Genomic DNA, 23,838 nt, shown 5'->3' with positions numbered 1-23,838 from the left:
TCCTCGCCGACGCAACCGGACGCTCTTCTCCCGCACCATGTCCCTGATCGAAATGTGGCCCGCGCTGCGGCATGCGCACATGACGCTCGCCGCGTGCAGCGGCGCCCTCTTCGCCACGCGCGGCGCGGCCGTGCTGCTGCAGCGGCCGTGGCCCATGCGCCGCCATTGGCGTATGGCCAGCTACGTGATCGATACGCTGCTGCTCGCGGCCGGCGTCACCTTGTGGGCCACGCTGCGTTTGAACCCGGTACACGACGCGTGGCTCGGCACCAAGCTGCTGGTGCTGGTGGCGTACATCCTGGCGGGGTCGGTCGCGCTCAAGCGCGGCAAAACGCTCACGGCGCGCGGCGCCGCCTATGGCACCGCGCTTGCGCTCTACCTGTTCATCGCCTCCGTCGCGATTACGCACAGCCCGGCGGGGGTCTTCAGTTACCTGTGGGCGCGTTGAAGGTTCGGGAAGTGCTGGCTCATAGCGAGCGGACCTCCGCGCAACACTGCCCCCCCTTCAACGCCGCCTTTGACCGAGCCCCGCCATGCCGCCCTTACTCTTTCCCGGTTCCCGACCCGCCGCCAGCTTCGACGAGCCGTTCGAGATGCTCGCCGCCCGCCACGGCAACGCCGAACGCATGCTGCGTCTGCTCGAACGCCTCGCGGCAAGACTTGCCGAAACGGGGGGCGATGAAGCCGCGCAGCAAGCCGCCCGCGATGTGGTCCGATATTTCGACATCGCGGCGCCCGCCCATCACGAGGACGAGGAACGGCACGTCTTTCCCGCCCTGGCCGCCCACGGGACGCCCGAACAGAAGCACCTGGTGGAGCGCCTGAAGCAGGATCACGTCGAGATGTCCAGACGCTGGCAGGCCATCAAGCTTGACCTCGATCAAGTGATCAACGGCCAGTGGACGGTAAAAACACAACGTGCCGCAGGCCGCGATGCCGAACCAGACGCCTTTGCCGATTGGGCCGGTTTTGCAACGCTGTACCGCGCCCACATCGAGGCGGAGGAAAGCGGGGCGTATCCCGCCGTGCAGGCCGCTATGGACGAAACCGTCCGCACCGAAATGGGCCGCGAGATGGCGAAGCGACGCAGCGTGCGCTGGCCGCCCGAGTCCTGAGACGCGCTCGCGCCCTCGCCGGCTGACCGGTCGCGAAGGCGCCCGAGCGACCGGGAAGGCGGCGGAAAGCCACGGCAGGCGAGCGACGGGATGCGGTGGGCCACATCCCAGGCACCTGCGGCACGCGTAGAACACCCATAGCACCCCGCCGCACCCAGAAAAGCGCAATAGAAGGACTTCAATGAGCCGGTTTCGTACCCTCTCGGCCAAACTCGGCCTGATCGGCGGCACGCTGCTGCTGGTCGCCCTCTCCTCCATCAGCTTTACGCTGTGGGCGAGCTGGCAGCTCGAAGGCGGCGCCGCGGCCGTCAACGAGGCCGGGCGCATGCGGATGCAGACCTGGCGCATCGCCCAGACGCTCGGCCGCGGCGATGCGGTCCAACTGGCGCAGCAGGTCGCGCAGTTCGACCGCAGCGTTGTGCTGCTGCAAAGCGGCGACCCCGCCCGGCCGTTGTTCCTGCCCCACGATGCCCGCTCCACACAAGCCTTTCTCGACGTCCAGCGCGACTGGCAAACGCTGCGCGCGCAATGGACCGGCCCCGCGGCGCCCAGCGCCGCCGAGGCCGCGCGGCAGGCCGAGGCGTTCGTCGAACACATCGACGTGCTGGTGTCTTCGGTGGAAACACGGCTTTCGTCGCTCACCGGCATTCTCAATGCCTTGCAACTCTTCATGGTGGCCTTGACCGTGGCAAGCGCCGTCACGCTGCTCTACTCGGCTTACCTGTTCGTGTTCAATCCGCTCGAACGGCTGCAAACGGGGCTCGCCCGCGCCCGCGAAGGCGACCTCTCGGCGCGCGTCGCCGTGGATTCGAGCGACGAGTTCGGCCAACTCTCCGAGGGCTTCAACCGCATGGCGGAAACGCTGCAAGGGCTCTACCAGAACCTCGAAGTCAAGGTCGAGGAAAAGACGGTGCGCCTTGCCGCCCAGCACGAACGGTTGAGCACGCTCTACCAGGCCACCGCGTTCGCCGCGCACGCCGCGACGCTCGACGAACTGGCCCAGGGCTTCGCCCAGCGCGTGCGGCGCGCGGCCCACGCCGATGCGGCCGCCATCCGCTGGTCCGACGAAGCGAACCGCCGCTATGTGATGCTGGCCTCCGACGGCCTGCCCGCCGAGGTGGCCGCCAACGAACACTGCGTGATGACGGGCGACTGCCTGTGCGCGCAGCCGCAGGAAGAGGCGCTCACACGCGTCATCCCGATCCACTCCGAAAGCGCCGAAGCGATGCTCGGCCATTGCGAGCGCGCCGGTTACCGGACCGTAGTCAGCGTGCCCGTGCGCTTGCAGGACCGCCTTGTCGGCGAAATGGACCTGTTCTATCAAACCCAGGCCGCCCTCACGGACGAAGACCGCGGCCTGCTCGACACGCTCGCGAACCATCTGGCCGTGGCGATCGAAGGTTTGCGCGCGAGCGCACTGGAGCGCGAAGCCGCGGTGGCCGCGGAACGCGGGCTGCTCGCCCGCGAACTGCACGATTCGATTGCGCAGAGCCTCGCGTTCATGAAGATCCAGATCGCGCTGCTGCGCGCGGCGCTGCGCCGCGACGACGACGCGCAAGTGACGCGCACCGTGGGCGAGCTCGAAGCGGGCATTCACGAAAGCCTCTCCGACGTGCGCGAACTGCTCGTGCACTTCCGCACCCGCACGAACGAAGAGGACATCGCGGCCGCGCTGCGCATCACGCTGCAAAAGTTCGAGCATCAGACGGGCCTTGCCACCCATCTTTCGGTGAACGACGACGGCGTGCCGCTGCCCGCCGACGTTCAGGTCCAGGTGCTGCACGTGGTGCAGGAAGCGCTCTCGAACGTGCGCAAGCACGCGCACGCCACGCAGGTGTGGGTGAAGGTCAAGCAGGCGCCGCAGTGGAGCGTCGAAGTCTGCGACGACGGCTGCGGCTTCGCCGCCGAAGAGCACGCCGGCAACCAGACACACGTGGGGCTGCGCATCATGCACGAGCGCGCCGAGCGCGTGGGCGCAACGGTCACGGTGACTTCCGCGCGAGGCGCCGGCACGCGCGTCGTGCTCACCTTGCCCGAACCGCGGAGGCTCGCCGCATGAACACGCCAACCCTGCCGGCCACTACAGCGCGCAAGCCTGCGCGCCTGCTCGTGGTGGACGATCACACGCTCTTTCGCCGCGGCCTGATCGCGCTGCTCGCCTCCGACGAACGCTTCGAGGTGGTGGCCGAAGCCGGCGACGCGGGCGAAGCCTACCGCCGCGCTGCGGATACGCAGCCCGACATCATCCTGCTTGACAATCACCTGCCCGGCGTGAACGGCGTGGATGCGCTCGCGGGCCTCAAGGAAGCGGCGCCGCGCGCCGGCGTGCTGATGCTCACGGTGAGCGAAGACGAACGCGATCTCGCGGCCGCCCTGCGCGGCGGCGCACGCGGCTATCTGCTCAAGACGGTGGACAGCGACGTGATGGCCGACGCCATCGTGCGCGCCGTGGCGGGCGAATCGACGATCAGCCCCGAGATGACGGGCAAGCTCGTGAGCGCGTTCCAGCAGTTGCAGGCTGCGCCCGCAGCGCCCGCGACCGAAGTGGAGCGCGACCCGATCGATACGCTCTCCACCCGCGAGGCCGAAATTCTTCAGCACATCGCACGCGGCGCCACGAACAAGGAAATCGCACGCTCGCTGGCGATTGCCGAGACCACGGTGAAGATTCACGTGCAGCACATCCTGCGCAAGCTCAATCTGACCTCGCGCGTGCAGGCGGCGGTGTATGCGGCGGAACGGGCGGCGTAATCAGTCTACCGACGCTCCCCCCTTCGCCATTTCCCCCACCATCCGCGCCACTTCTTCCGCACTGCAAAGCCGCGTGCCCGAGGTGAGCAGCGTGGCGCTGGCCGCTGCAAGCGCGTAGCGGAACGCCTCGTCGAGGCCGGCTTGCCGGTTCAGCGCCCAGACCATCGCGCCCAGAAAACTGTCGCCCGCGCCGATCGAACTCGAAACCGGCACGTCGAGCGCCGGAGCGCTCAGCGTGCGGTCCTCGCTGACCAGCAACGCGCCGCGCTCGCCCAGCGTGAGCGCCACCCTCTGCGCGCGGCCTTCGCGCACCAGTTGCCGCGCTGCCTCGCGCCATTCGGGCTCCGTGTCGAGCGGCCGACCCGTGAGTGCGCGCAGTTCGCCCAGGCTCGGCTTGACGAGATACACGCCGGCGTCGAGCGCGGCCGCCAGCGCGGGCCCCGACGTATCGACCACCACGCGCGTGCCCCGTGCCTTTGCTGTTCTGGCGAGTTGCGCCCAGGCATCGGCGGGCAGGCCTGGCGGCAGGCTGCCGCTCAGCACGAGGTAGCGCGGCGGCGGATCGAGCGAAGCCAGATAGTCGGCACAGGCTTGCCATTCGTGCGCCGTGACCGTGGGCCCCGGCAACACGAAGCGGTACTCGCGGCCCGTCAATGTTTCGCGCACCGAGAAGTTCTCGCGCGTCTCGCCGGCAATCTCGATACACACGCCGCTCACGTGCTCTGCGTCCAGCAGTTCGCGCAGCATCTGCCCCGTTGCGCCGCCCGCGAGGTAGAGCGCGACACAGTTGCCGCTGTTGTCGCTGCCGCTGTTGTCGCTGCCGCTGTTGCCGCTGCCGCCGCTACCACTGGATAGCCGCTGGATCACGCGCGCCACGTTGATGCCGCCGCCGCCCGGGTCGCGCTGCGCGTGCGTGCAGCGCATTTTGTGCGACTCCACGAGCCGCTCCACGGAGGTCGCGACATCGACGGCGGGATTCAGCGTGACCGTGAGAATCCCGGGTGTGGGCGATGGGTCTGCGTGGAAGGTGGTCTGCATCGGTTGAGGCGTCATTCGCGTCATTGAGTGGTTTTCTTTGAAGCAGCCGATTCAGCGGCCGCGACGCGGCGCTTCACGGCGATGAAGCTGTCCGGACTCACGGAAATCGAATCGATGCCGCAGGCTACGAGGAATTCCGCGAACTCGGGGTGGTCACTGGGCGCCTGGCCGCAGAGCCCCACCTTCGCGCCGGCCTCGTGCGCCTGCGCGATGACGCTGCCGATCATCCACTTCACCGCTTCGTCCTGCTCGTCGAAGAGGCCGGCCAGATCCGCCGAATCGCGGTCCACGCCGAGCGTGAGTTGCGTGAGGTCGTTGCTGCCGATCGAAAAGCCGTCGAAGCGTTGCGCGAAGGCCTTCGCGAGAATCACGTTCGACGGAATCTCGCACATCACGTAGACCTGCAGGCCGTCCTGGCCGCGCTTGAGTCCGTTCTCGGCCATCACCTGCAACACGCGGTCCGCCTCTTTGGTGGAGCGGCAAAACGGGATCATCACGATCACGTTGGAAAAGCCCATTTCGTTGCGCAGCCGCTCGATGGCACGGCATTCCAGCGCGAAGCCGTCGCGGTAGCGCGGCGAGTAATAGCGCGACGCACCGCGAAAACCGAGCATCGGGTTTTCTTCGGCGGGCTCGAACTCGGCGCCGCCAATCAAATGCGCGTATTCGTTGGTCTTGAAGTCGCTCATGCGCACGATGACGGGCCGCGGATAATGCGCCGCCGCGATGCGCCCGAGCCCGCGCGCGAGGCGCTCCACGAAGTACTCGGTCTTGTCTTCGTAGCCTTCGGTGAGCGCCGCGATGGTGGCTTTCGCGGCTTCGTCCGTGAGCGTGTCGTAGCGCGCAAGCGCCATCGGATGAATCTTGATGTGGTTGCTCACGACGAACTCCATGCGCGCGAGGCCCACGCCGTCGGCCGGAATGCGCCACCAGCGAAACGCCGCGGCGGGATTCGCGAGGTTCAGCATGATCTTCGTCTGCGTGGCGGGAATGCTGCTGAAGTCGATCTCCTCGACTTCGTATTGCGCGATGCCTTCGTAGACGAAGCCGTCGCTGCCTTCGGCGCACGAGACCGTCACTTCCTGCTCGTCGTGCAGCAGATGCGTGGCGTTGCCCGTGCCGACAATGGCCGGCAAGCCCAGCTCGCGGCTCACGATGGCCGCGTGCGAGGTGCGTCCGCCGTGGTCGGTGATGATGGCTGCCGCGCGGCGCATGATGGGCACCCAATCGGGGTCCGTGGTCTCGGTGACGAGCACTGAGCCGTCCACGAAGCGGTCGATGTCGCGCGGGCTCTCGATCACGCACACCGTGCCCGCCGCCACCGCTTCGCCGATGCTCACGCCCGCAACCAGCTTGCGGCCCGCCTGCGTGATGCGGTAGGTCTTCACGGCGCTCGCCTCGCGCCGCGATTGCACCGTCTCCGGCCGCGCCTGGACGATGAACATCTCGCCCGTCAGGCCGTCTTTGGCCCATTCGATATCCATCGGCTGGCCGTAGTGTCCTTCGATGATGCAGGCCCAGCGCGAGAGCGTGAGAATTTCGCTGTCGGTGAGCACGAACGCGGCACGTTCGGCCTTCGACGCCGGCACGTTTTTAGTGGGCGCCGTGGCGACGGCGGATTGGGCATCGGCCTTCGCGTAGATCATCTTCTGCGCTTTCTCGCCGCGCTTCTTGCCGATGATCGGCACGTGCGCCTCGTCTTCCAGCAGCGGCTTGAACACCTCGTATTCGTCCGGGTCCACCGCCCCCTGCACGACGTTTTCGCCAAGGCCCCACGCGGCGTTGATGAGCACGACCTTGTCGAAGCCGGTTTCGGTGTCGATGGAGAACATCACGCCCGCGCCGCCCACGTCGGAGCGCACCATCTGCTGGATACCCACCGAGAGCGCCACCTTCAGATGGTCGAACCCTTTGGCTTCGCGATAGGCGATGGCGCGGTCCGTAAACAGCGACGCGTAGCAGCGGCGGCACGCGTCGAGCAGCGCCCGTTCGCCGCGGATGTTGAGGTAGGTTTCCTGCTGGCCCGCGAAGCTGGCGTCGGGCAGGTCTTCGGCGGTGGCGCTGGAGCGCACGGCCACGTCGAGATCGTCACGATGGGCTCGCGCACACAGTGAGCGGTAGCCGGCGCGAATGGCATCGGCGGTTTGCTGGGGCCATTCGCCGCGCAAAATCGCACGGCGAATGGCGTCGCCCGCCTCCGCAAGGGTGAGCTTGCCTTCGGCGAGTTCGCGCAGCGTGACGGCAAGCGTCTGCCGCAGGCCGTTCGCCTCGACGAAATGCCAGTACGCGTCGGCGGTGGTCGCAAAACCGGGCGGCACCTTCACGCCGCTTGGGGCGAGCGTAGCCACCATTTCGCCAAGCGATGCGTTCTTGCCGCCTACGGTCGGTACGTCGCTGCGCCGCAGATCTTCGAACCAGACGACCTGCGTGGTATGCGTGGCCATGGCGCGCTCCTGTCTTACGAATGTGCAGACAAGCGTGCCATTGCAGGCGGGTCGGGGCTTGACGGGGATCAAAGGTCGGGGCGCGCTGCGGGTGCCCGCGACCTCGCCCCCTCATTTACCTCAGACGCCCGGCTTCCACGGCCAGGAGGGATAGATCGGGGCCTGCCCTTCCGGGCTTTGGCGCTCTACGTTCTGGCCATCTTCACCGGTCCCTTCCATGCTTTCGCGTTTCCACCCCACGCCGCCCGCACCTTCCACGCCGCCCGCGCCGTCGTCGGCGGCTTCGGTTTCGCCGCTGTCGGGGGCTTCGTTGGCTTCGTCTTCGCGCTCACCCGTATCCGCTTCATCGAGTGTTTGCGCCGCGGATCCGGATTCGCCCGACGTTTCAGCGCCTATGCCCTCGCCGAACCACGGCACGTCGGCGCGCAGCGTCGCGACATAGGCTTGCCATCCGCGCGGATTGCCCGCGAACAGATGCTCGCGCACCGGCTCGGCCAGCTTCGCGTGATCGAGCGGCAGCGCGAGCAGCGCTTCGGGCCACGTGCGGAACGCCTGCAATGCGCGCGTCACGAACTCGGGACCGCTGATGCGCGGCGAGAGATGTTCGAGCCAAGGCAGCGCTTGCGCGAGATCGCCTGCGGTACGCCAATGGCTTGCGGACACGACGCCGGGTTTGCGTTGCGCGATCTGGCTCGTGGCATGCAGCACTCTGCCCAGATGAAGCAGCAGCGCGCGTCGTTCATATGCGTCTTTCATTTGCTCGTTCCTCTTGCATGGAGTCCGCGGGTCGGATGCCGGCAGCGGTATCTCTTTCGTAACCGATGTCGCTGTTGTCGCCTTGCCGGGGCAAGCACCGTCGCAAACCACGCGCCGGCACCCGCAGACGATCGGTTCGAGTCTATCGCAGGCACGTTGCCGCGCGCGACGAAGGGCGATCGCGCGAGACAGTGCGATCAAAAGCCACGTTGCGGTGTTCGGCATCAACGGCCCTTCTGGTGCTATGGCCTTCTTCTGTCCCTTCAGCCCGCTCTGCCCGATGCACGGCTTGATACGCATCAAGCCGGACCTTAGCGCGCTATCTAAGCTCTAATCTGACAAGGGTGCCGCTTCGGCGCCCTGTGAGGAGACTGTCATGCAAATCGCTCACCCCTTCCATCTGGAACTGCGCCACGCGACGATTCCGACCTATATCGTCAGCTACGTCTTCCCGGTTCTCTTCGTGCTCTACGAGATATATCGTGTGGGCGAATGGATCGCGATGCAGGGTTTTCACTTCGCCGCCTTCAAGGAAATGGGCTACGAGTATCTGCTGATGCTCACGGCCTTCGCGATCCAGCTTGCCGTGCAGGCCGCGTTCCTCGCGTGGACGTGGCTGGGCCGGCATCCGGACCTGGAACACCGGCTCGGCAATCTCACGTTGGGCCTCCTGGTGTCGGCCGGCGTGCTCGCCTTCGATTACGTGCTCCAGGTGGCGTTCTAGGGACCGACGGGAGACAGGATGTGGTACGCGTGGCTTGAGGCCCAGCGAGGTATGGCACGCACGATGCAGCCGTGGGCACAACCACCCTCGCGTGCATCGCGAAATGCGAACGCGCAACGAGAGCCATGCGGCACATCGGGTGCAGGAAGCGCTTCGCGTGCACCGTCGGATACGCTGCACGACGCACCACCAGCCGAGCCGACGGACGCTTCAGAAGGCATCGACTGGCTCACCGCCGTGGGCTACGCGTCACCCGAGCCGCCGCCTTTCGGCATCGAACACGTGATGGTGGACGGCACGCCGGTCGCTGTCGTCGAGGACGTGGTGGCGCGCGTGCCGTTCTGCACGCTGCGCCGCTTCCGTCGCGTGGCGTCCGATGCGGTTGATCCTGACACCGCTTCCGCCGCCCGCGAGGACACGGCCAACGCTGCCGCCTCTGCTGCCTCCTCTGCTGCCGCCCCCGCCGTCCCCTACCACGCCACAGCCGAAGCGCCGCGCGCAGCGTCCGGCTCGCCCGCCGTGTTTCTCTGCCCGCCGCTCGCCGGCCACCATGCGGTCATGCTGCGCGAAACAGTAGAAACGCTGCTGGAACAGCACGACGTCTATGTGCCCGACTGGGCCAACGCGCGCGACGTGCCCGCCGAAGCCGGTCCGTTCGGGCTCGACGACTACGTGCTTACGCTCGAACGCTTCATTCGCGCGGCGGGCGCCGTCCATGTACTCTCGGTGTGCCAGGCCACCGTGCCCGCGCTCGCCGCCGTGGCGCTGATCGCCGCGGATGCGCAGGCGGACAACGGTTTTGCGCCGTTGAGCGTGACGCTGATGGGCGGCCCCATCGATACGAGCCTGCATCCCACGCCCATCGACCGCTTCGCGCACGATCACGAGATCGACTGGTTCAAACGCCACGTCATCGACGTCGTGCCGCCGCCGTATGCGGGCAAAGGGCGGCGCGTGTATCCGGGCTTCATCCAGCACGCCGCGCTCGTGGCCGCGCATCCGCACCGTTACCTCGAGTTGCAGGCGCATTACTGGGCGAGTTGCATGACCGGCGATCTGGTCGCAATGACGCGCCGGCTGCGCGAATTGAGCGAGTACGCGTCCGTGCTCGACATGACCGAGCGCTATTTCCTCGACACGATTCGCGTGATCTTTCAGGAACGGTTGCTGCCGCACGGCACCTGGCACGTCGCGGGGCGTCGCGTCGCTCTGGAGGCGTTGACGTCGACGGCGCTCTGCACGGTGGAGGGCGACCGCGACGACATCGTAGGCGCGGGACAAACGCACGCGGCTGCGGCGCTGTGCACCGCGATACCCGCAGCGCGGCGCATGCAGCGCACGATTGCGGGCGCGGACCACTACGACCTGTTTCTCGGCCCGCGCTGGCGGGAAGAAGTGCATCCGATGCTGGAGCAGTTCTGGGCGGACCTTTAGTTCGTGCGCTTGAGGCGCGTTATTTCTGCTTCAAGCCCGCTTCCACAAAACTGCGAAACCCTTCGTCGATGCGCCGGATCGCATCCGAGCAGGTTTGATAAAACCACCCCGGCGTGCCGTCGCTGCGATACATGCCCTCGCACATCGCCTTGAGGCGAATGAGCGAGCCGCCGCCATCCGCAGGGGCTTTCGACGCAGCGAGCCACACCTTGCCGAAACCGTGCGGCTGCGCGGTCTCGATCACGTTGGCGTCGGCGCGCGTCATGTCCGTTACCGAGTGACTCGCAATGTAGTCCTGCGTGAGCCGCCAGGCGGCATTGCATTGCGCCTCGCTCGCGCAGGTCACCGACGCCTGGGCGCGCGCCTGCTGCAACTGGATTTCGTTGCGGCGCAACGCGGTGACGTCCGCGTTACTGGCGCAGGCGGTGAGGCTCGCCAGCGCGGCAGCCAGCATCAGGGGCCTCAGGTGCCCGAGGTGCATCACGCGCATTGGCCACGCGTGAGGCATCGCGACGCCGCGCCGCAAGGCCATCGCAATCGAGCGGGCGAGAAGAAAACTCATCGCGAAGCCTGGCGCGCAGGCGGCGCGCCGAGCAGGCAGAGCGCGCCGTGCGAAAAACCGGTGAGCCGCAGACGGCGGCAGGACGACGTGCCCGCCCCACGCGGCATGGCGAAACGGAACGTCCGGCTGTCGCGGCGGGCGCGTCTGAGGTGTCGGGTAATCGCGTTCATGGCGGGCTCCCGGTTAGGCGGCCAAAGCGTGTGTTGGTGCGCAACGTGTCGCGAGCAGGTCGCTCGTGGGCGGAAAAACGTTCCACGAGCCGTCGTCGTGACGGAAGAACAGGATGGCGAGCCGGCCCTTCTGCGAACCGTACTCGACGCAGACGTAGCGGCGCCGGCTCGCGCTCAGTCTGCCGTGCGTCACGTGGGCAGAGTGAGCCGTGGACGCTACCCACTTGTTCGCCAGTGCGCGCAGGGAGAGTGCATTGCCGTTCATGGTCCGCTCCTTCATTCGTGCCTTCGCGGCGGGGAATCGGGACATCCCCGTCGCGTGCGCGTCCATGACTACAGTATCGGCAGCAACGGCCAAGGCTTAAATCAGCGCCGGCGGAAATTCACGTAATCGCGAGGCACGGCGTGTAGGCGCGTGCCTACAGAACAGTCGTCCGGCCCGAACCCCGTTCACGCCGACCGCAGCCGCGCCAACCGCGCCCTCAGTTCCGTCAGCGGTTCCGTTACCGTGCGCGTCTCGCCGGCGTAGATCGCGCCTTCGTTGCCGTCCAGCGTCAGCGTGTCGCCTTCGTTGAACGTGCGGCCGCCAATCTGCACCGTGCGGGCCGCGTCGTCGATCTGGAGCGCCTCGCAACCGGTCAGGCAAACTTTGCCGAGTTGCCGCGCGACCACCGCGGCGTGCGAGGTGCGGGCACCGCGGCGCGTCAGCAGCCCCGCCGCGGCCTGCAAGGCGACGAGGTCGTGCGTGTCCGCGTCGCGTCGCACGAGAATCACGGGACGCCCCGCGGCGTGCCGCTCGCGCGCCGAGGGTTCGTCGAGCGCGATCTCGCCCGTGGCCACGCCGCTTGTCGCGCTTGCCGCGCGGGCTAGTGGCACCAGCGGCACCAGTGGCACGAGCGGCTGCGCGCCGCCCGCATCGTCACTCCCTGCATGGCGCCCTGCGTCGCACGCCGACACCACGCGCGTGCGCGCGAGAGCAGACTCCGCGATCGCCGCGGTACGCTCGCGCGCGGTGCCTGCGTCGATCACGCCTTCGTCGAGCAGATCCAGCGCGATCTGCGCCGCCGCTTGCGGCGTGCGCTTGCCGCTGCGCGTCTGCAGCAGGAAAAGGCGCCCGTCCTGCACGGTGAACTCGAAGTCCTGCATGTCGCCGAACGCCTGTTCGAGCCTGCTTGCCGCATCGCGCAGCGCGTCCCATACGGCCGGCATCACGCGCGCCAGTTCATCGTGGCCGAACGCTTCGCGGCGCCCCGACACCACGTCTTCGCCCTGCGCGTTGAAGAGGAAATCCACCCAGGGCGCCCGCTCGCCGGTGGACGGGTCGCGCGTGAAACCGACGCCCGCGCCCGAACGCCCGCCGCCGTTGCCGAACACCATCGCCTGCACGGTGACGGCGGTGCCCACGTCCTCGCTGATTGCGCACTGGCGCCGGAACGCGACGGCCTTCTCCGACTGCCAGCTCGCCAGCACGGCGCCGATGGCGCCGGCCAGTTGCGCCTCGGGCGCCTGCGGAAACGGACGACCCGCCGCGCGCTCGTAGGCGGCGAGATAGCGCCGCGTGAGCTGGCGCAGCTGCGCGAAGTCCAGGGCGTCGCGTTCGTCGCCGCTGCCGCCAGCCATTCCTGCCACGTTGGCGAGCGCGGCGTATTCGTCGGCGAAGACCTGGGGCGAAATACCGTCGATCAACTCGCCGTAGCTCGCCACCAGCCTGCGGTAGGTGTCCCACACCAGCCGCGGATTGCCGGTCTGCCGCAGGAAGCCCGGCACCGTGGCATCGCACAGGCCGATATCGAGCAGCGTGTCGAGCATGCCCGGCATCGAAACCGGTGCGCCCGAGCGCACGGCAACGAGAAGCGGCCTACGCGGGTCGCCGAAACGTTGACCGCAGGTTTGTTCCACTTGTTGCAGCGGCGGCCCCCACACCGCGCGTTCGACGGCGCGACGGCAGGCGTTGTCGTCGCTGCAATAGCGCGTGCCCAGCACGAAGGCCGGCGGCACCGGCAAGCCGAGCGCCGCCATGCGCGAGAGACCATAAGCCTTGAAACCGATCTGCGCGACGAGCGCGGTGTCGGTGTGTCCGGGTGTGCGAATGGCCGCGGCGCGTTCGTCGCCCAGTTGCGCGCGTGTATGGCCCGCGGCTTTCGAGCCCCCACGTTGCGGCCCGCCGCAGCCAATCAGATGCACGTCCTCGGGCCACTGGCCGTTGCCGTTGCCGCGGCCCGTGCGTTCGTCCGCGACCGCGACGGTTTGCGCTGCGGTTTGCATGGTTATCTGCACGCTCATCGGCGCTCTCCGGTTTGTCCGAACACGACGTCGCGCAAGGCATAGCCCGCGGCGAGCAAGCGGTCCGACGCGAGTTCCAGGGCCTGCGCCAGATCGTTGGCGAGCATCAGCGCGGGCGCGTCGCGCAGGCTTGCGAGCATCGCGCGCCGGGCGTGGCGCAGCAGTTCGTCACATTGCCGCTCCGAACGCAGCACGTTCCAGGTGGCGGCGAGAAAGGCGTCGCTGTCGGTCATGTCCGCGGCGGAGCCGAGGTCGCGCGCAATGGCGAGCGCCTTGATGTGCTCCTGCATGGCCGAAAGCACCGTGCGCGCCAGTTGCAACAGCGTCTCGCGCACGTCGCCCGTAAAGCCTTGCTGGTGGCCGTCTGCAATCAGGCTCATCAGGAACGCTGCTTCTTCGAGGGCGTCGGCGATGTCGTCGGAAAGCTCGGCTACGCGCGCAAAGGGCTGCCAGCGCGGCTGACGCTGCGCTTCTTCGCGGGCGCGCATGACGAGGTGGTCGGCCTGACGCTCCCAGCGCTTCGCGCGTGCGGCGAGGTCCTGCGCGTCGCTGGCCGGCGCAGATGACGAGCCAGCGCCCGCGCCGCTGGCCACCGGCTGCATCACGTCGTGTTCCAGCCCGTCGCTCACGGCCTGTGCCAACGCATGGCAATACGCCGCGTGCTCTTCGAGCAGCTCGAATTCCTCGCTGCGATGCCGCACGCTGCGCGCGAGCAAAAGACGCGTTTCGTCGGCCACGAGCGCAGCGGGTTGCCCCGCTAGCAGCGCCGCGCTCGCGAGCCGCAGCACTTCGACGAGAAACGCCTGCGCGTCTTCGTCGCCCAGCACGGTGTCGAGCCGGTCGCCGATGCGAAACGTGCGGAACGCGCCCTGCCCCACGTCCTGCATGGCTGCGTACACGAGCGCTTCGCCGCCGCATTTGAGCCACGCCATGTGCCCTGCGTCGAGCCGCGCGGCCTCTTTCAACACCGCGATCGCGCCGGCCTTGCCGACGAACGGCAAGAGCCGCTTGCGCGCGCGATTCCAGTCGATCAAGAACACGATGCGCGAACCGATGCCTTCGAGCGTGGCGTCGAGCGCGGCGTCGTCGGCGCATTCGAACCAGGCGGTGCCGAAGGTGAACGCGTCGCCCTCGTTCAAACGTGCCTCGATCTTCGATTCGAGATTGCCCCAGCGCGCCCCGTACGGCTGCAACAACGACTGGAAGAACTCGAAGCGCACGCGATGCAGGTCCGAATAGCGCAGCGTGATGGTGCGGCCCTCCACCTGCACGACGAGCACGTGCACGTCGTTTTCGCCGATGTCGTTTTGCAGCAGCAGCCGCGTGCCGTCGCGCGTGGCCGCCGTGCCGAGGCCGGGGTGGTCGAAGCGCAGCGGCGCCGTGCGGTTCAGGCCGCGCATGAACGCGGCAATGCGCAGCTTGTCGTCGGGCAGCACCTGCCAGACGTGCGCGCCATCGACGTCTTCGGTCGCGAGCGCTGCGGCCAGCTGGTTGAGCTGGCGGTGCAGGTCCATGACGAGCAGGTGCAGGCTGTCTTCGCTGTCGCGCTGGCTGTCGCGCTGGCTGTCGTGCTGGTTGTCGCACTGGTTGTGGTGTGGGCCGCCGTGCTGCCTGTCGCGCTCGCCTCCACGTTCGCCGCTTGTGAGCGCATGCAGTTGGGCCGTGGTGAGCTGGTCGCCCTCCAGCGCGCCGAGCCATGCGCTCCAGTGCGCGACGCGCGCGCGGAACGCGTTCGCTGCGCCTTCGCGTTCCGGCTCGGTCTCGATCAGCGGGCGCGCCATTGTCGCGAGCTCTTCGGCCAGGCGTTTCACGAGGCGCGGCAGTTCGGGCAGCAGCAACGCGTCGTCCACGCGCGAGGCGGTGGCCGGCAGATTGCGCAGCCACGCTGCGTCGGTTTGCGCCGCGGCCATTTCGGCCGAGAAATCGAGCGCCTCGCGCTCGGGATGATCCGCGTGCGAGGCCGCGGCCTGCAACACGCTCAGATAGAGCTTCAGGCGCTCGTTGGCGGCGAGAGCCTGCTGGATCCACGCGGGCAGCAACAGACTGCGCTGCCCCATGGCGTCGACGGCTTCGGTTTTTTGCATGATGCGTGCGTGGCTCGGATCGGAAACGGGTTGGGGGTCACGGCAAAGAGCAGCGCAAAAAGCAGAAAGCGATACAGGCGCGAACGTATGAGCGGGCGCGGGCGCGGGCAAAAAACGACCCGCCGGAGCGGGTCTTTCTTCAGGGCGCAGAAATAGCGTTCACATAAACAGGTTCACAGGCGGCACTCACATCGGCAACGGCGTTTGCACGCTCGCCGTGCGCTCGCGGTTCTGCTCGTGGCGCACGATGCTGGCAAGCAGCGTCCAGTCGCGGCCCATCGCTTCCACCACGTCGTCGAGCGAAAGCACGCCGACAATGCTCGCGCCTTCGCGTGTCACGGCGAGCCGCCGCACGCCCTGGCTCGCCATGGTCTGCATCGCGTCGGCAAGGTCGGCCTTTTCGTCGATCGTCGCGACGCGCGGCGTCATCACCTCGCCCACGAGCGTGTCCGTAGGCGATGTGCCTTTGGCAACGGACTCGATCACGATGTCGCGATCCGTCACGATGCCCACGATGCGATCGCCCGCCGGGTCGGTCACGATCAGCGCGCCCACGTGCTGCGCGCGCATCTGTGTGGCTGCTTCCTGAAGGTTGCACGACATGGGGATGTGAACCGTCCCCTCGCTGTGGCATTCCTCGACTTTCATGAGCGTTCTCCTCAGTTCGTCACAAGGTCCATTCGACCGTGTCGAGCACGGTCAGGCGCTGGCCGATGCGCTGGGCGAATTCCGCGATCAGCCGTTGATCTTTGCCGGCATGCAGGTCGCTTGCCGTCACTTCGCACTGCGCGACGGGCGGTTTGCCCGCGAGTACACGCATCTGGTCGAGCGCGTTCGCCGCGCCGCTGCCGCCCAGGCTGCAGAAGAACGCCACGTGCTTCAGCGACGCGCGGTGCGCCACGAGCCACGCGCGCACCGGCGAACTCACGCTGCGCGCCCAGACGGGCGAGCCGACGATCACGACGTCGTAGGCGGCCGGATCGTGCACGGGCGGCTCGATGGCGGCGGGCCGCTGCCGCACCGCTTCAATGAGCGAGCGCAGATAGCCGCGCGCGCCCTTACGTGCACCGCGACGCTCCGCATCCGGGTCAGCACCGCTTTCGCGAATCGCTTCGAGGTCTGCGTGCAGCATGCCGGCAAGCATGGACGCAAGACGCGCCGTGGTGCCGGAGCGGGAAAAATAGACCACGAGAACTCGGGCAGCCGGCATGGCAGGCCTCCGTGCGGGACGACGGGATTGGCTCATTGATGTGGAAGACGGCGGTCTGGCGCGCCGACGATGCACGTCCGGCGAAACCACATGCGCACAGGATAGAAAGCGCCAGCCCGCGTTTCATGATCCATATCAAGCGCCCATCGGACCCTCGCGAGTGCAATGAGGCAGGCGGCGTTTTTCCGACAGGCGCAACAGCAAGCGCAACAGAAATGCGACCGCGCATTCCCCTATGGACCTGCTATGAAACTCACTTTTCTCGGCGCAACCGAAACTGTCACCGGATCGAAATATCTGCTCGAAGCGGGCGGTCTGCGCATTCTCATCGACTGCGGGCTGTTTCAGGGCACGAAGAACCTGCGGCTGCGCAACTGGGGCGAGCTGCCGGTGCCGGTGGATTCGCTCGATGCCGTGATCCTCACGCACGCGCATATCGACCACAGCGGCTACCTGCCCGTGCTCGCGCGCAACGGCTACCGCGGGCCGGTGTATTGCACGCCGGGCACGCTCGATCTCTGCGAGGTCATGCTGCGCGACAGCGCAAGGCTTCAGGAAGAAGAGGCCGAATTCGCGAACCGGCATGGCTATTCGAAGCACCATCCCGCCTTGCCGCTCTACACGGTGGACGACGCGGAGCGCGTGTTGCGCCAGTTCGTGCCGCGCGATTTCGACGTGCCCACGCCGCTCAACGAACGCGTCGCGTTCCGGCTGCTGCCCGCGGGCCACATTCTGGGCGCCGCGAGCGTGGTGCTGTGCTGCGGCCACAAGCTCATCGCGTTCTCGGGCGACCTGGGGCGTCCGAACGATCCGATCATGCGGGCACCCGCCCCGCCCGTGCACGCGAACTACCTCGTGGTGGAATCGACTTACGGCGATCGTCTGCACGAGCCGGGCGACCCCATCGACGAACTCGAGGCGCTCTTTTCGAAGACCTTCGCGCGCGGCGGCGTCGTGGTCATGCCGTGCTTCGCCGTGGGCCGCGCGCAGGAGATCCTTCACTACATCGCGCAGTTGAAGGTGGCGGGCCGCATGCCGAACGTGCCCGTCTACCTGGACAGCCCGATGGCGACGAGCGTGACGGACATCTACCGCCACCATCTGCGCGACCATCGGCTCACGCTTTCGCAGGCCGAGGCCATCGGCAAGGCGGCGATCATGGTGCGCACGGTGGACCAGTCGAAGGCGATTGGCGAGCATCGCGGGCCGATGGTGATCATCGCGGGCAGCGGCATGGCCACGGGCGGCCGCGTGCTGCATCACCTGAAGGCGTACGCGCCGGACCCGCGCAACACCATCGCGCTCGTCGGCTATCAGGCGGCCGGCACGCGCGGCGCGGCACTCGCGGCGCACGAGCCGTCCATCAAGATTCACGGCGAGTACGTGCGCGTGCGCGCCCACGTGGAAACGATCTCGTCGCTCTCGGCGCATGCCGACTACAGCGAGACGCTGGCGTGGCTGGGCCATCTTTCCATTCCGCCCGAGCGCACCTTCGTCACGCACGGCGAGCCCGCGGCCGCGGACGCCCTGCGCCGCCGCATCGAGGAAACGCTGCACTGGCGCTGCGAGGTGCCGACGTGGATGCAATCGGTGGAGTTGCCTGAGCTGCCGGATCACCCCGATGCGGAGCCTTGCAAGGTGTAGGCGCTGACGCTTGCTTACGTGCACGCGGCGGGGGGGCTGTTGCCGGTTACTAGTTACTAGTTACTAGTTGCCAGTCGCCAGTTGGCGGTTGCCTGATACCGCGCGCCGCATGGAAGCTGCCCACGCCCCGACCCGTCGCCACCCGTCGCCACCATCGCGCCGCGCAAAAAAAGAACCGGGCGCATCTGCAACGATGCGCCCGGTTTTTCACGCCACTCACGTGGCGTACTTTCCGCTCGTGAATCGTGAAGCCGTACTGGGGCCATACGGGGGCCATACGGGGGCCGTACCGAGCCCCTGCTGAAACCTCACTGAATCTCGAGACGCTTGCGCGCCGTGGGTGCCTTCTTCGGCAGCGTCAGCGCGAGCACGCCGTCCTTGTACTGCGCGGTGGCGCCGGCTTCGTCCACGTCCGCGGCGAGCGTGAAGGAACGGCTGAACGTGCCCGAATAGCGCTCGCGGCGCACCACGCGCTCGCCTTCCTTCAGTTCCTTGTTGCGCTCCACCTTCGCGTTGATCGACACCAGATTGCCGTCGATCTTCACGTCGATGTCGTTGCGCTCCACGCCCGGCAGTTCCGCCTTCACGATGTAGGCCTTGTCGTCTTCCGTCACGTCGATCTTCATGGCGGCGAGCTGTTCTTCCTCCGCGGGCGCGATACCGCGCAGCGGCCGGAACAGCCCCTGAAACAGGTCGCTGACAGGTTCGAGCGAAAACGGGTCGTAACGGGTCAGATTGCTCATTGCTTGCTCCTCAAACGTTTTCAGGTCCGGTTGAAAGCGCCCCGTTCGACTCCCGGGTCCGGCGCCCCGGGAGCGGGCCAGTCCGCATGCCACTTGGTCGAAGCGCGTGGCTGCATGCTCTTACTCTAGAACCCGGTGCCCGCATGCCGTTGACGTGTATCAACCGGCTTCGATGGGCGCCGATCAGCGTTGATGCGCGTCGACGGCGCTCGACGTTCCCCGGCATGCCGTGCCGCGTTCAGCCTGCGCCATCGCGTTCGCGCGCGCCCAGAATCGCCGCGAGCGCGCACGACGCGATGCGCCCCGGCACGCTGTCCGCGCGGCTCGTCAACACGATGGGCACGCGCGCGCCCAGCACGATGCCGGCGCTCGCGGCTCCGCCCAGAAACTCCAGCTGCTTCGCGAGCATGTTGCCGGCTTCGATGTCGGGCACGAGCAGGATGTCGGCGCGGCCTGCCACCGGCGAGGTAATGCCCTTCATGCGCGCAGCGACGTCGGAGATCGCGTTGTCGAACGCGAGCGGGCCGTCCACCACGGCGCCCGCCAGTTGCCCACGGTCGGCCATCTTGGCGAGCGCGGCGGCGTCGAGCGTGGAATGCATCTGCGGGTTCACGGTCTCCACCGCGCACAGCACGGCCATGCGCGGTTCTTCCACGCCGAGCGCGTGCGCCAGGCCGATGGCGTTGCGCGCTATCTCGAATTTCTGCGCGAGGTCCGGCGCGATGTTGACGGCGGCGTCCGTGATGATGAACGGGCGCTCGTAGGCGGGCGCATGCAGCAGGAAGCAATGCGAAATGCGCCGGCCCGTCTGCAGGCCCGAGGCCGGCGCCACCACGGCGCCCATCAGCTCGTCGGTGTGCAGGCTGCCTTTCATCAGCGCATGCACCTGGCCGCGCGCGGCCAGCTCCACGGCGTGCTGCGCGGCCGCGTGGCTGTGCGGCACGTCTTCGATTGGAATGCCGCTGAGGTCGATACCTGCCTGCGCGGCTGCGGCTTCCACCTTGCGGCGCGGCGCGACGATCACGGGGTCGATGAAGCCCGCGCCCCGCCCCACGCTCGCTTCCACCAGCGCGGCAAGGCTCGATGCGTCGCACGGATGCACGATCGCCGTGCGCACCGGCCCGCACCGATGCGCCATGGCGAGCAGCGCGGGCATCTCGCCGTTTGCGGCGGGCAAAAGGCCCGGCAGTCCGACCACCAGCGGCTGGGTCACACCGCCCACGGGCACACGCGTGTCGTATTCGAGCGCGGGCTCGCCGTCTGTCTTGAGGATGTCGTTCATGGTTCGAAGATATAGGTGCCAGGGGCGTCACCGAGACCATCCGGCACGGCGCGCGCTTTCACTTGCCCGCTCGACTGCGTGCGCAGCCATTCGGTCCAGCGCGGCCACCAGGAGCCTTCGGTCACGGGCGTTTCGTCGAGGAATTCCTGCCGTCCGCGATACGGGGCGCCGCGCTCGCGCGTGGCGCAGCGGTAGTGGCGCCCGGCGTGCCCCGGCTCGGAAACGATGCCGGCGTTGTGGCCGCCCGCCGTCAGCAGGAACGTGACGGGGTTGTGCGTGAAGAGCAGCAGCTTGTAGACCGAGCGCCACGGCGAAACGTGGTCGCGTTCGGTGCCCACCACGAACGTGGGCCATTCGATGTCGGAGAGCGCCACGTTGCGCCCGTCCACGTGATAGCGGCCTGCGGCGAGGTCGTTGTCGAGAAACAGGCTGTGCAGGTACTCCGTGTGCATGCGGTACGGCAGGCGCGTGGTGTCCGCGTTCCAGGCCATCAGGTCGTTGGGCTTCGAGCGGCGCCCCAGCAGGTATTCGCTCATCATGCGCGACCAGATCAGGTCGCGCGCGTTGAGCAACTGGAACGCGGCGGCCATCTGCGCGCCGTCCAGATAGCCCTGGCGCCACATCAACGCATCGAGCGCGGCCAGTTCGCTCGCATCGATGAAGAGGCCGAGTTCGCCGGGCTCCGTGAAATCCGTTTGCGCCGCGAGCAGCGAGACGGAGCGCAGCGCGTCCGTGTGGCCGTCGCGCGCGAGCGTCGCGGCAGCGATGGCGAGCAGCGTGCCGCCAAGGCAATAGCCCACCGCATGCACAGGCTCGCCGCAGCGTTCGCGCACTTGCGCGAGGGCTGCGAGCAGGCCGTTGGAGAGGTAGTCGTTGAGCCCCAGGTCGCGCGCTTCCGCGCCGGGATTGCGCCACGAGATCATGAAGACCGTGTAGCCCTGATCGACGAGAAAGCGCACCAGCGAATCGTGCGGCTGCAGGTCGAGGATGTAGTACTTCATGATCCACGACGGCACGATGAACACCGGTTCGCGCGCCACGTGCGCCGTGCTGGGCGCGTATTGCAGCAGTTCGCAGAGCGCGTTGCGCCACACCACCTTGCCCGGCGTGATGGCCACGTCGCGGCCCGGCTGGTAGGCCGAGGGGCTGCGCGGACGGCCCGCCACGTGGCTTGCCGCCATGTCTTCGAAGTCCGCGAGCCATTGCTGCGCGCCCGCGACGAAGTTCGCGCCGCCCGTCTTCGCGGTGGCTTCGAGCACGGAGGGATTCGTCGCCACGAAATTGCCGGGCGACCAGGCGTCGACCCATTGCCGCGCGCCGAAGCGTGCGAGTTCTTCGTGATGCCGCTCCACGCCGGGCACGCCCGTGGTGGCGTCTTCCCACCAGCGCTGCATGCCGAGAAACGTGTCGCGATACACGCAGAACGGCCAGAGCGACCAGGCGGGCGCGGCGAAGCGCGGGTCGGGCGTGGCCGGGGCGGCTTGCTCGCTGGGCGGCGGGTGGTGGGTCGTGTCGTTGGGTGCTGCGTGCGCCGCCAGCGCACTGCCCGCGCCCGGCAGCCACGCGTCGCGCCAGGCGCGCAGCGCAAGCTCCAGACATTTCCCCGGCGAGGCCGACAGATGCATGCTCCAGTCGAGCCAGGCGAGTGCCATGGAAGCGGGCGAAAGGCCACCCGTCGTCATGGCGAGCGCGGCATGCGCGGCGCGGTCGAGCGGGTCGTCGCGAGTGGTGGGCGCGGGTAGCCGGTCGGGATGCAGCGTGACCTCGACAGGCTCGATGGCCTGCCCCGAACGATGCGCAGCGTTCCTGCGCGCCTTCGTAACATTCGCGGCCTTCGCGGGTTTCGCGGCCTTTGTGACCTTCGCGGGTTTCGTGGAAACCGGCTCGTTTTCAGGCGTGTGTGCGTTCGCCGGCGCGGTCGGCTGTGCGTTGGCCTCGGTCATTGCATGTGCATGCCGCCGTTGATGGCGAGATTCGCGCCGGTGATGAAGCTGGCGTCGTCCGAGCACAGGAACGCGATGAGCGCCGCCACTTCGTCGGGCTGGCCGAGGCGCCCTACCGGAATCTGCGGCAGGATCTTCGCCTCCAGCACGTCCTTCGGTATGGCTTCCACCATGTGCGTGGCGAGAAAGCCGGGCGACACGGTGTTGACCGTCACGCCGTGCTTCGCCACTTCGAGCGCGAGCGATTTCGTGAAGCCGTGAATGCCCGCCTTCGCCGCCGAGTAGTTGGTCTGCCCGAACGAGCCGCGCGAGCCGTTCACCGACCCGATGTTCACGATGCGCCCGAAGCGGCGCGTCACCATGCCGGGCAGAAACGGCTTGGTCATGTTGAAGAGCGCGTCGAGGTCGGTGCGGATCACGGTCTCCCAGTCGGTCTTGTTCATCTTCATGAACGTGGAGTCGCGCGTGATGCCGGCGTTGTTGATGAGCACGTCGATCTGGCCGAACTCTTCGAGCACGCGCTGCGCGCAGCGCTCGCAGGAATCGAAGTCGGCGACGTCGGCCTCGTAGGCGTGGAACGTGCGGCCAGCGTCGCGCTCGTGCGTGAGCCAGGTAGACACGTGGTCGTTGGCCTCGGAATGCGACATGGTCACGGTCATGCCCGCGTCGTGAAGCCGTCGGCTGATCGCGGCGCCGAGGCCGCCCATGCCGCCCGTCACGAATGCAACGCGTTTAGTCGGCATGGCGGTCTCCTTTCGCGGCGCGCGAACGCGCGGCTGCTGTTTGTCTGGCCGAGGGTCCGGCAGTGGTCGTTGAGTCTGCGGTTTCGGTGCTGGCCGGGGATGAGGTCGATGGGGCCGATGAGGCCAATGAGGCCGATGAGGCCAATGAGGTCGATGCCTGCGCAACCGCATGCGCCACCGACTCGGCCGTGCGCTCGAACGCGGCCATCCAGTCGCGCATGGGCAGCGCGGCGCCGTTGGCGGCGGTGAGCTTGTGCCACTCGCCCGTGCACGCGCCTTGCCACTGGCGCAGTGCTTCCTGCACGCCGTTGCCGGCCTCGCGCGGCGCCTGCGTGGCGATCTGGATGCCGTCCTGCCAGAGCGACGTGCTCACGCTGAGGTAGTCGCGCACCACGGTGTGGTAGCCCGCCACCATCTCGTTCCAGTCCTGCGCGTGAGCGAGGGCGCCAAGCGCCTGCTGCACGGCGTTGCGGTCACGCTCGACGCGGCGCTGCTGCCATGCGAGCGCCTGCTGTCGCCATTGCTGGCCGAGCGCGAGCATGCGTAGTGCAATGGTCGCGTTGGCCCGGCAGGTTTCCAGCAACGCGTTGTATTCGTTTGCCATGATCCCTTTCCTCGTGTGTCGACGACCCCGCGCGTTCCCATGTTCGGGCGCTCCGGCACGGGTGCGCCGGCCGAGCCCGTTCGATGGGTTCGACCGGTTCAGTCGAGTGAAGCACGCCGCTGCCGGATGGTCGGGTTTCACTGTAGGCGACCGGTCCTCCCGGGCGTTGACCTGTATCAATCCCGCCAGGCGTTCCCTGCTGCGGTGCACCGAAGGCGGCGCTTTCATACGCAGCAAGCGAAGCGGCCCCGCATACGGTGCGTAGGGTGCGTAGGGTGCGTACGGCGCATAGGGCACATATGGCACAT

Annotated in this window: 21 protein-coding genes; 7 read left to right on the top strand and 14 right to left on the bottom strand. The window is 67.7% G+C overall.

The annotated features are described in order from the left end of the window. Window positions 1-37: 37 nt before the first annotated feature. The 4 genes from PXJ20_RS31425 (at window position 38) to PXJ20_RS31410 (ending at window position 3,866) form a co-directional block, all read left to right on the top strand. Window positions 38-448: a SirB2 family protein gene (locus PXJ20_RS31425; RefSeq protein ID WP_199541873.1), complete on the top strand. Its 411-nt coding sequence runs from the start codon at window positions 38-40 to the stop codon at window positions 446-448. 145 nt (window positions 449-593) lie between these two features. Then, window positions 594-1,115 (top strand): hemerythrin domain-containing protein, encoded by a 522-nt coding sequence (locus PXJ20_RS31420; protein ID WP_421032291.1) that lies wholly within the window; start codon window positions 594-596, stop codon window positions 1,113-1,115. 181 nt (window positions 1,116-1,296) lie between these two features. Continuing rightward, on the top strand, window positions 1,297-3,174 hold the full coding sequence (locus PXJ20_RS31415) for a type IV pili methyl-accepting chemotaxis transducer N-terminal domain-containing protein (protein WP_421032290.1): 1,878 nt from the start codon (window positions 1,297-1,299) through the stop codon (window positions 3,172-3,174). After that, on the top strand, window positions 3,171-3,866 hold the full coding sequence (locus tag PXJ20_RS31410) for a response regulator (protein WP_421032289.1): 696 nt from the start codon (window positions 3,171-3,173) through the stop codon (window positions 3,864-3,866). The genes PXJ20_RS31415 and PXJ20_RS31410 overlap by 4 nt, the downstream gene beginning before the upstream one ends. Here the strand turns inward: PXJ20_RS31410 and PXJ20_RS31405 are convergent, their stop codons facing one another. The 3 genes from PXJ20_RS31405 to PXJ20_RS31395 form a co-directional block, all read right to left on the bottom strand. After that, window positions 3,867-4,919 carry a 1-phosphofructokinase family hexose kinase gene (locus PXJ20_RS31405; RefSeq protein WP_421032288.1) on the bottom strand — a complete coding sequence of 351 codons (1,053 nt, stop codon included), beginning with the start codon at window positions 4,917-4,919 and terminating at the stop codon, window positions 3,867-3,869. Between the two features lie 5 nt (window positions 4,920-4,924). Further along, complete coding sequence (gene ppsA, locus PXJ20_RS31400) at window positions 4,925-7,348, bottom strand: phosphoenolpyruvate synthase (RefSeq protein WP_421032287.1); 2,424 nt, start codon at window positions 7,346-7,348, stop codon at window positions 4,925-4,927. Window positions 7,349-7,468: 120 nt separating this feature from the next. Further along, entirely contained in the window at window positions 7,469-8,104 is a 636-nt protein-coding gene (locus tag PXJ20_RS31395) for a hypothetical protein (protein ID WP_421032286.1), read from the bottom strand. A 376-nt stretch (window positions 8,105-8,480) separates the two neighbouring features. Here PXJ20_RS31395 and PXJ20_RS31390 point away from each other — a divergent pair, with 376 nt between their 5' ends. Further along, the gene (locus PXJ20_RS31390; RefSeq protein ID WP_017775774.1) at window positions 8,481-8,828 is read left to right on the top strand and encodes a hypothetical protein; all 348 of its coding nucleotides are present in this window, start codon (window positions 8,481-8,483) and stop codon (window positions 8,826-8,828) included. A gap of 51 nt (window positions 8,829-8,879) precedes the next feature. After that, the gene (gene phaZ, locus PXJ20_RS31385; RefSeq protein ID WP_421032285.1) at window positions 8,880-10,262 is read left to right on the top strand and encodes a polyhydroxyalkanoate depolymerase; all 1,383 of its coding nucleotides are present in this window, start codon (window positions 8,880-8,882) and stop codon (window positions 10,260-10,262) included. Between the two features lie 19 nt (window positions 10,263-10,281). Here the strand turns inward: phaZ and PXJ20_RS31380 are convergent, their stop codons facing one another. From PXJ20_RS31380 to PXJ20_RS31355, 6 genes are all read right to left on the bottom strand, one after another. After that, window positions 10,282-10,824 (bottom strand): hypothetical protein, encoded by a 543-nt coding sequence (locus PXJ20_RS31380; protein WP_421032284.1) that lies wholly within the window; start codon window positions 10,822-10,824, stop codon window positions 10,282-10,284. 183 nt (window positions 10,825-11,007) lie between these two features. Next, window positions 11,008-11,259 carry a hypothetical protein gene (locus PXJ20_RS31375; protein ID WP_017775770.1) on the bottom strand — a complete coding sequence of 84 codons (252 nt, stop codon included), beginning with the start codon at window positions 11,257-11,259 and terminating at the stop codon, window positions 11,008-11,010. A gap of 185 nt (window positions 11,260-11,444) precedes the next feature. After that, window positions 11,445-13,277, bottom strand: a complete 1,833-nt coding sequence (locus PXJ20_RS31370) for a PEP/pyruvate-binding domain-containing protein (protein WP_421032283.1) — start codon at window positions 13,275-13,277, stop codon at window positions 11,445-11,447. After that, window positions 13,274-15,361, bottom strand: coding sequence for a phosphate transport regulator (locus PXJ20_RS31365; protein ID WP_421032282.1), 2,088 nt, complete (start codon window positions 15,359-15,361; stop codon window positions 13,274-13,276). Before PXJ20_RS31365 ends, PXJ20_RS31370 begins: the two co-directional genes overlap by 4 nt. 186 nt (window positions 15,362-15,547) lie before the next feature. Then, window positions 15,548-16,009 (bottom strand): CBS domain-containing protein, encoded by a 462-nt coding sequence (locus PXJ20_RS31360; protein ID WP_421032281.1) that lies wholly within the window; start codon window positions 16,007-16,009, stop codon window positions 15,548-15,550. A 19-nt stretch (window positions 16,010-16,028) separates the two neighbouring features. Beyond that, window positions 16,029-16,571 carry a flavodoxin family protein gene (locus tag PXJ20_RS31355; protein ID WP_421032280.1) on the bottom strand — a complete coding sequence of 181 codons (543 nt, stop codon included), beginning with the start codon at window positions 16,569-16,571 and terminating at the stop codon, window positions 16,029-16,031. A gap of 246 nt (window positions 16,572-16,817) precedes the next feature. Here PXJ20_RS31355 and PXJ20_RS31350 point away from each other — a divergent pair, with 246 nt between their 5' ends. After that, window positions 16,818-18,215, top strand: coding sequence for an MBL fold metallo-hydrolase RNA specificity domain-containing protein (locus PXJ20_RS31350; protein ID WP_126878295.1), 1,398 nt, complete (start codon window positions 16,818-16,820; stop codon window positions 18,213-18,215). A 308-nt stretch (window positions 18,216-18,523) separates the two neighbouring features. Here the strand turns inward: PXJ20_RS31350 and PXJ20_RS31345 are convergent, their stop codons facing one another. The 5 genes from PXJ20_RS31345 to PXJ20_RS31325 all read right to left on the bottom strand — a co-directional run bounded on the left by PXJ20_RS31345 (window position 18,524) and on the right by PXJ20_RS31325 (window position 23,530). Then, window positions 18,524-18,958 (bottom strand): Hsp20/alpha crystallin family protein, encoded by a 435-nt coding sequence (locus PXJ20_RS31345; protein WP_421032279.1) that lies wholly within the window; start codon window positions 18,956-18,958, stop codon window positions 18,524-18,526. Between the two features lie 238 nt (window positions 18,959-19,196). Then, the gene (locus PXJ20_RS31340) at window positions 19,197-20,240 is read right to left on the bottom strand and encodes a bifunctional enoyl-CoA hydratase/phosphate acetyltransferase (RefSeq protein ID WP_017775763.1); all 1,044 of its coding nucleotides are present in this window, start codon (window positions 20,238-20,240) and stop codon (window positions 19,197-19,199) included. Next, window positions 20,237-22,183 (bottom strand): PHA/PHB synthase family protein, encoded by a 1,947-nt coding sequence (locus PXJ20_RS31335; RefSeq protein ID WP_421032278.1) that lies wholly within the window; start codon window positions 22,181-22,183, stop codon window positions 20,237-20,239. The genes PXJ20_RS31340 and PXJ20_RS31335 overlap by 4 nt, the downstream gene beginning before the upstream one ends. After that, complete coding sequence (locus tag PXJ20_RS31330; protein WP_017775761.1) at window positions 22,180-22,926, bottom strand: beta-ketoacyl-ACP reductase; 747 nt, start codon at window positions 22,924-22,926, stop codon at window positions 22,180-22,182. Before PXJ20_RS31330 ends, PXJ20_RS31335 begins: the two co-directional genes overlap by 4 nt. Next, on the bottom strand, window positions 22,916-23,530 hold the full coding sequence (locus PXJ20_RS31325; RefSeq protein ID WP_421032277.1) for a hypothetical protein: 615 nt from the start codon (window positions 23,528-23,530) through the stop codon (window positions 22,916-22,918). Before PXJ20_RS31325 ends, PXJ20_RS31330 begins: the two co-directional genes overlap by 11 nt. Window positions 23,531-23,838 lie beyond the last annotated feature (308 nt).

The sequence above is a fragment of the Paraburkholderia sp. A1RI_3L genome (assembly GCF_048957895.1).
GTDB lineage: Bacteria > Pseudomonadota > Gammaproteobacteria > Burkholderiales > Burkholderiaceae > Paraburkholderia > Paraburkholderia kururiensis.
The sequence above is the reverse complement of the archived record's forward strand: the minus strand, read 5'-3'. Positions and strand labels throughout refer to the sequence as shown.

Bases quoted from the DNA above. Each gene is read 5' to 3' on its own strand.
- PXJ20_RS31375 (WP_017775770.1), bottom strand. From the start codon at position 11,259: ATGAACGGCAATGCACTCTCCCTGCGCGCACTGGCGAACAAGTGGGTA.
- PXJ20_RS31390 (WP_017775774.1), top strand. From the start codon at position 8,481: ATGCAAATCGCTCACCCCTTCCATCTGGAACTGCGCCACGCGACGATT.
- PXJ20_RS31360 (WP_421032281.1), bottom strand. From the start codon at position 16,009: ATGAAAGTCGAGGAATGCCACAGCGAGGGGACGGTTCACATCCCCATG.
- phaZ (WP_421032285.1), top strand. From the start codon at position 8,880: ATGGCACGCACGATGCAGCCGTGGGCACAACCACCCTCGCGTGCATCG.
- PXJ20_RS31380 (WP_421032284.1), bottom strand. From the start codon at position 10,824: ATGAGTTTTCTTCTCGCCCGCTCGATTGCGATGGCCTTGCGGCGCGGC.
- PXJ20_RS31370 (WP_421032283.1), bottom strand. From the start codon at position 13,277: ATGAGCGTGCAGATAACCATGCAAACCGCAGCGCAAACCGTCGCGGTC.
- PXJ20_RS31330 (WP_017775761.1), bottom strand. From the start codon at position 22,926: ATGCCGACTAAACGCGTTGCATTCGTGACGGGCGGCATGGGCGGCCTC.
- PXJ20_RS31405 (WP_421032288.1), bottom strand. From the start codon at position 4,919: ATGACGCCTCAACCGATGCAGACCACCTTCCACGCAGACCCATCGCCC.
- PXJ20_RS31395 (WP_421032286.1), bottom strand. From the start codon at position 8,104: ATGAAAGACGCATATGAACGACGCGCGCTGCTGCTTCATCTGGGCAGA.
- ppsA (WP_421032287.1), bottom strand. From the start codon at position 7,348: ATGGCCACGCATACCACGCAGGTCGTCTGGTTCGAAGATCTGCGGCGC.
- PXJ20_RS31345 (WP_421032279.1), bottom strand. From the start codon at position 18,958: ATGAGCAATCTGACCCGTTACGACCCGTTTTCGCTCGAACCTGTCAGC.
- PXJ20_RS31325 (WP_421032277.1), bottom strand. From the start codon at position 23,530: ATGGCAAACGAATACAACGCGTTGCTGGAAACCTGCCGGGCCAACGCG.
- PXJ20_RS31340 (WP_017775763.1), bottom strand. From the start codon at position 20,240: ATGAACGACATCCTCAAGACAGACGGCGAGCCCGCGCTCGAATACGAC.
- PXJ20_RS31425 (WP_199541873.1), top strand. From the start codon at position 38: ATGTCCCTGATCGAAATGTGGCCCGCGCTGCGGCATGCGCACATGACG.
- PXJ20_RS31365 (WP_421032282.1), bottom strand. From the start codon at position 15,361: ATGCAAAAAACCGAAGCCGTCGACGCCATGGGGCAGCGCAGTCTGTTG.
- PXJ20_RS31410 (WP_421032289.1), top strand. From the start codon at position 3,171: ATGAACACGCCAACCCTGCCGGCCACTACAGCGCGCAAGCCTGCGCGC.
- PXJ20_RS31420 (WP_421032291.1), top strand. From the start codon at position 594: ATGCTCGCCGCCCGCCACGGCAACGCCGAACGCATGCTGCGTCTGCTC.
- PXJ20_RS31335 (WP_421032278.1), bottom strand. From the start codon at position 22,183: ATGACCGAGGCCAACGCACAGCCGACCGCGCCGGCGAACGCACACACG.
- PXJ20_RS31415 (WP_421032290.1), top strand. From the start codon at position 1,297: ATGAGCCGGTTTCGTACCCTCTCGGCCAAACTCGGCCTGATCGGCGGC.
- PXJ20_RS31350 (WP_126878295.1), top strand. From the start codon at position 16,818: ATGAAACTCACTTTTCTCGGCGCAACCGAAACTGTCACCGGATCGAAA.
- PXJ20_RS31355 (WP_421032280.1), bottom strand. From the start codon at position 16,571: ATGCCGGCTGCCCGAGTTCTCGTGGTCTATTTTTCCCGCTCCGGCACC.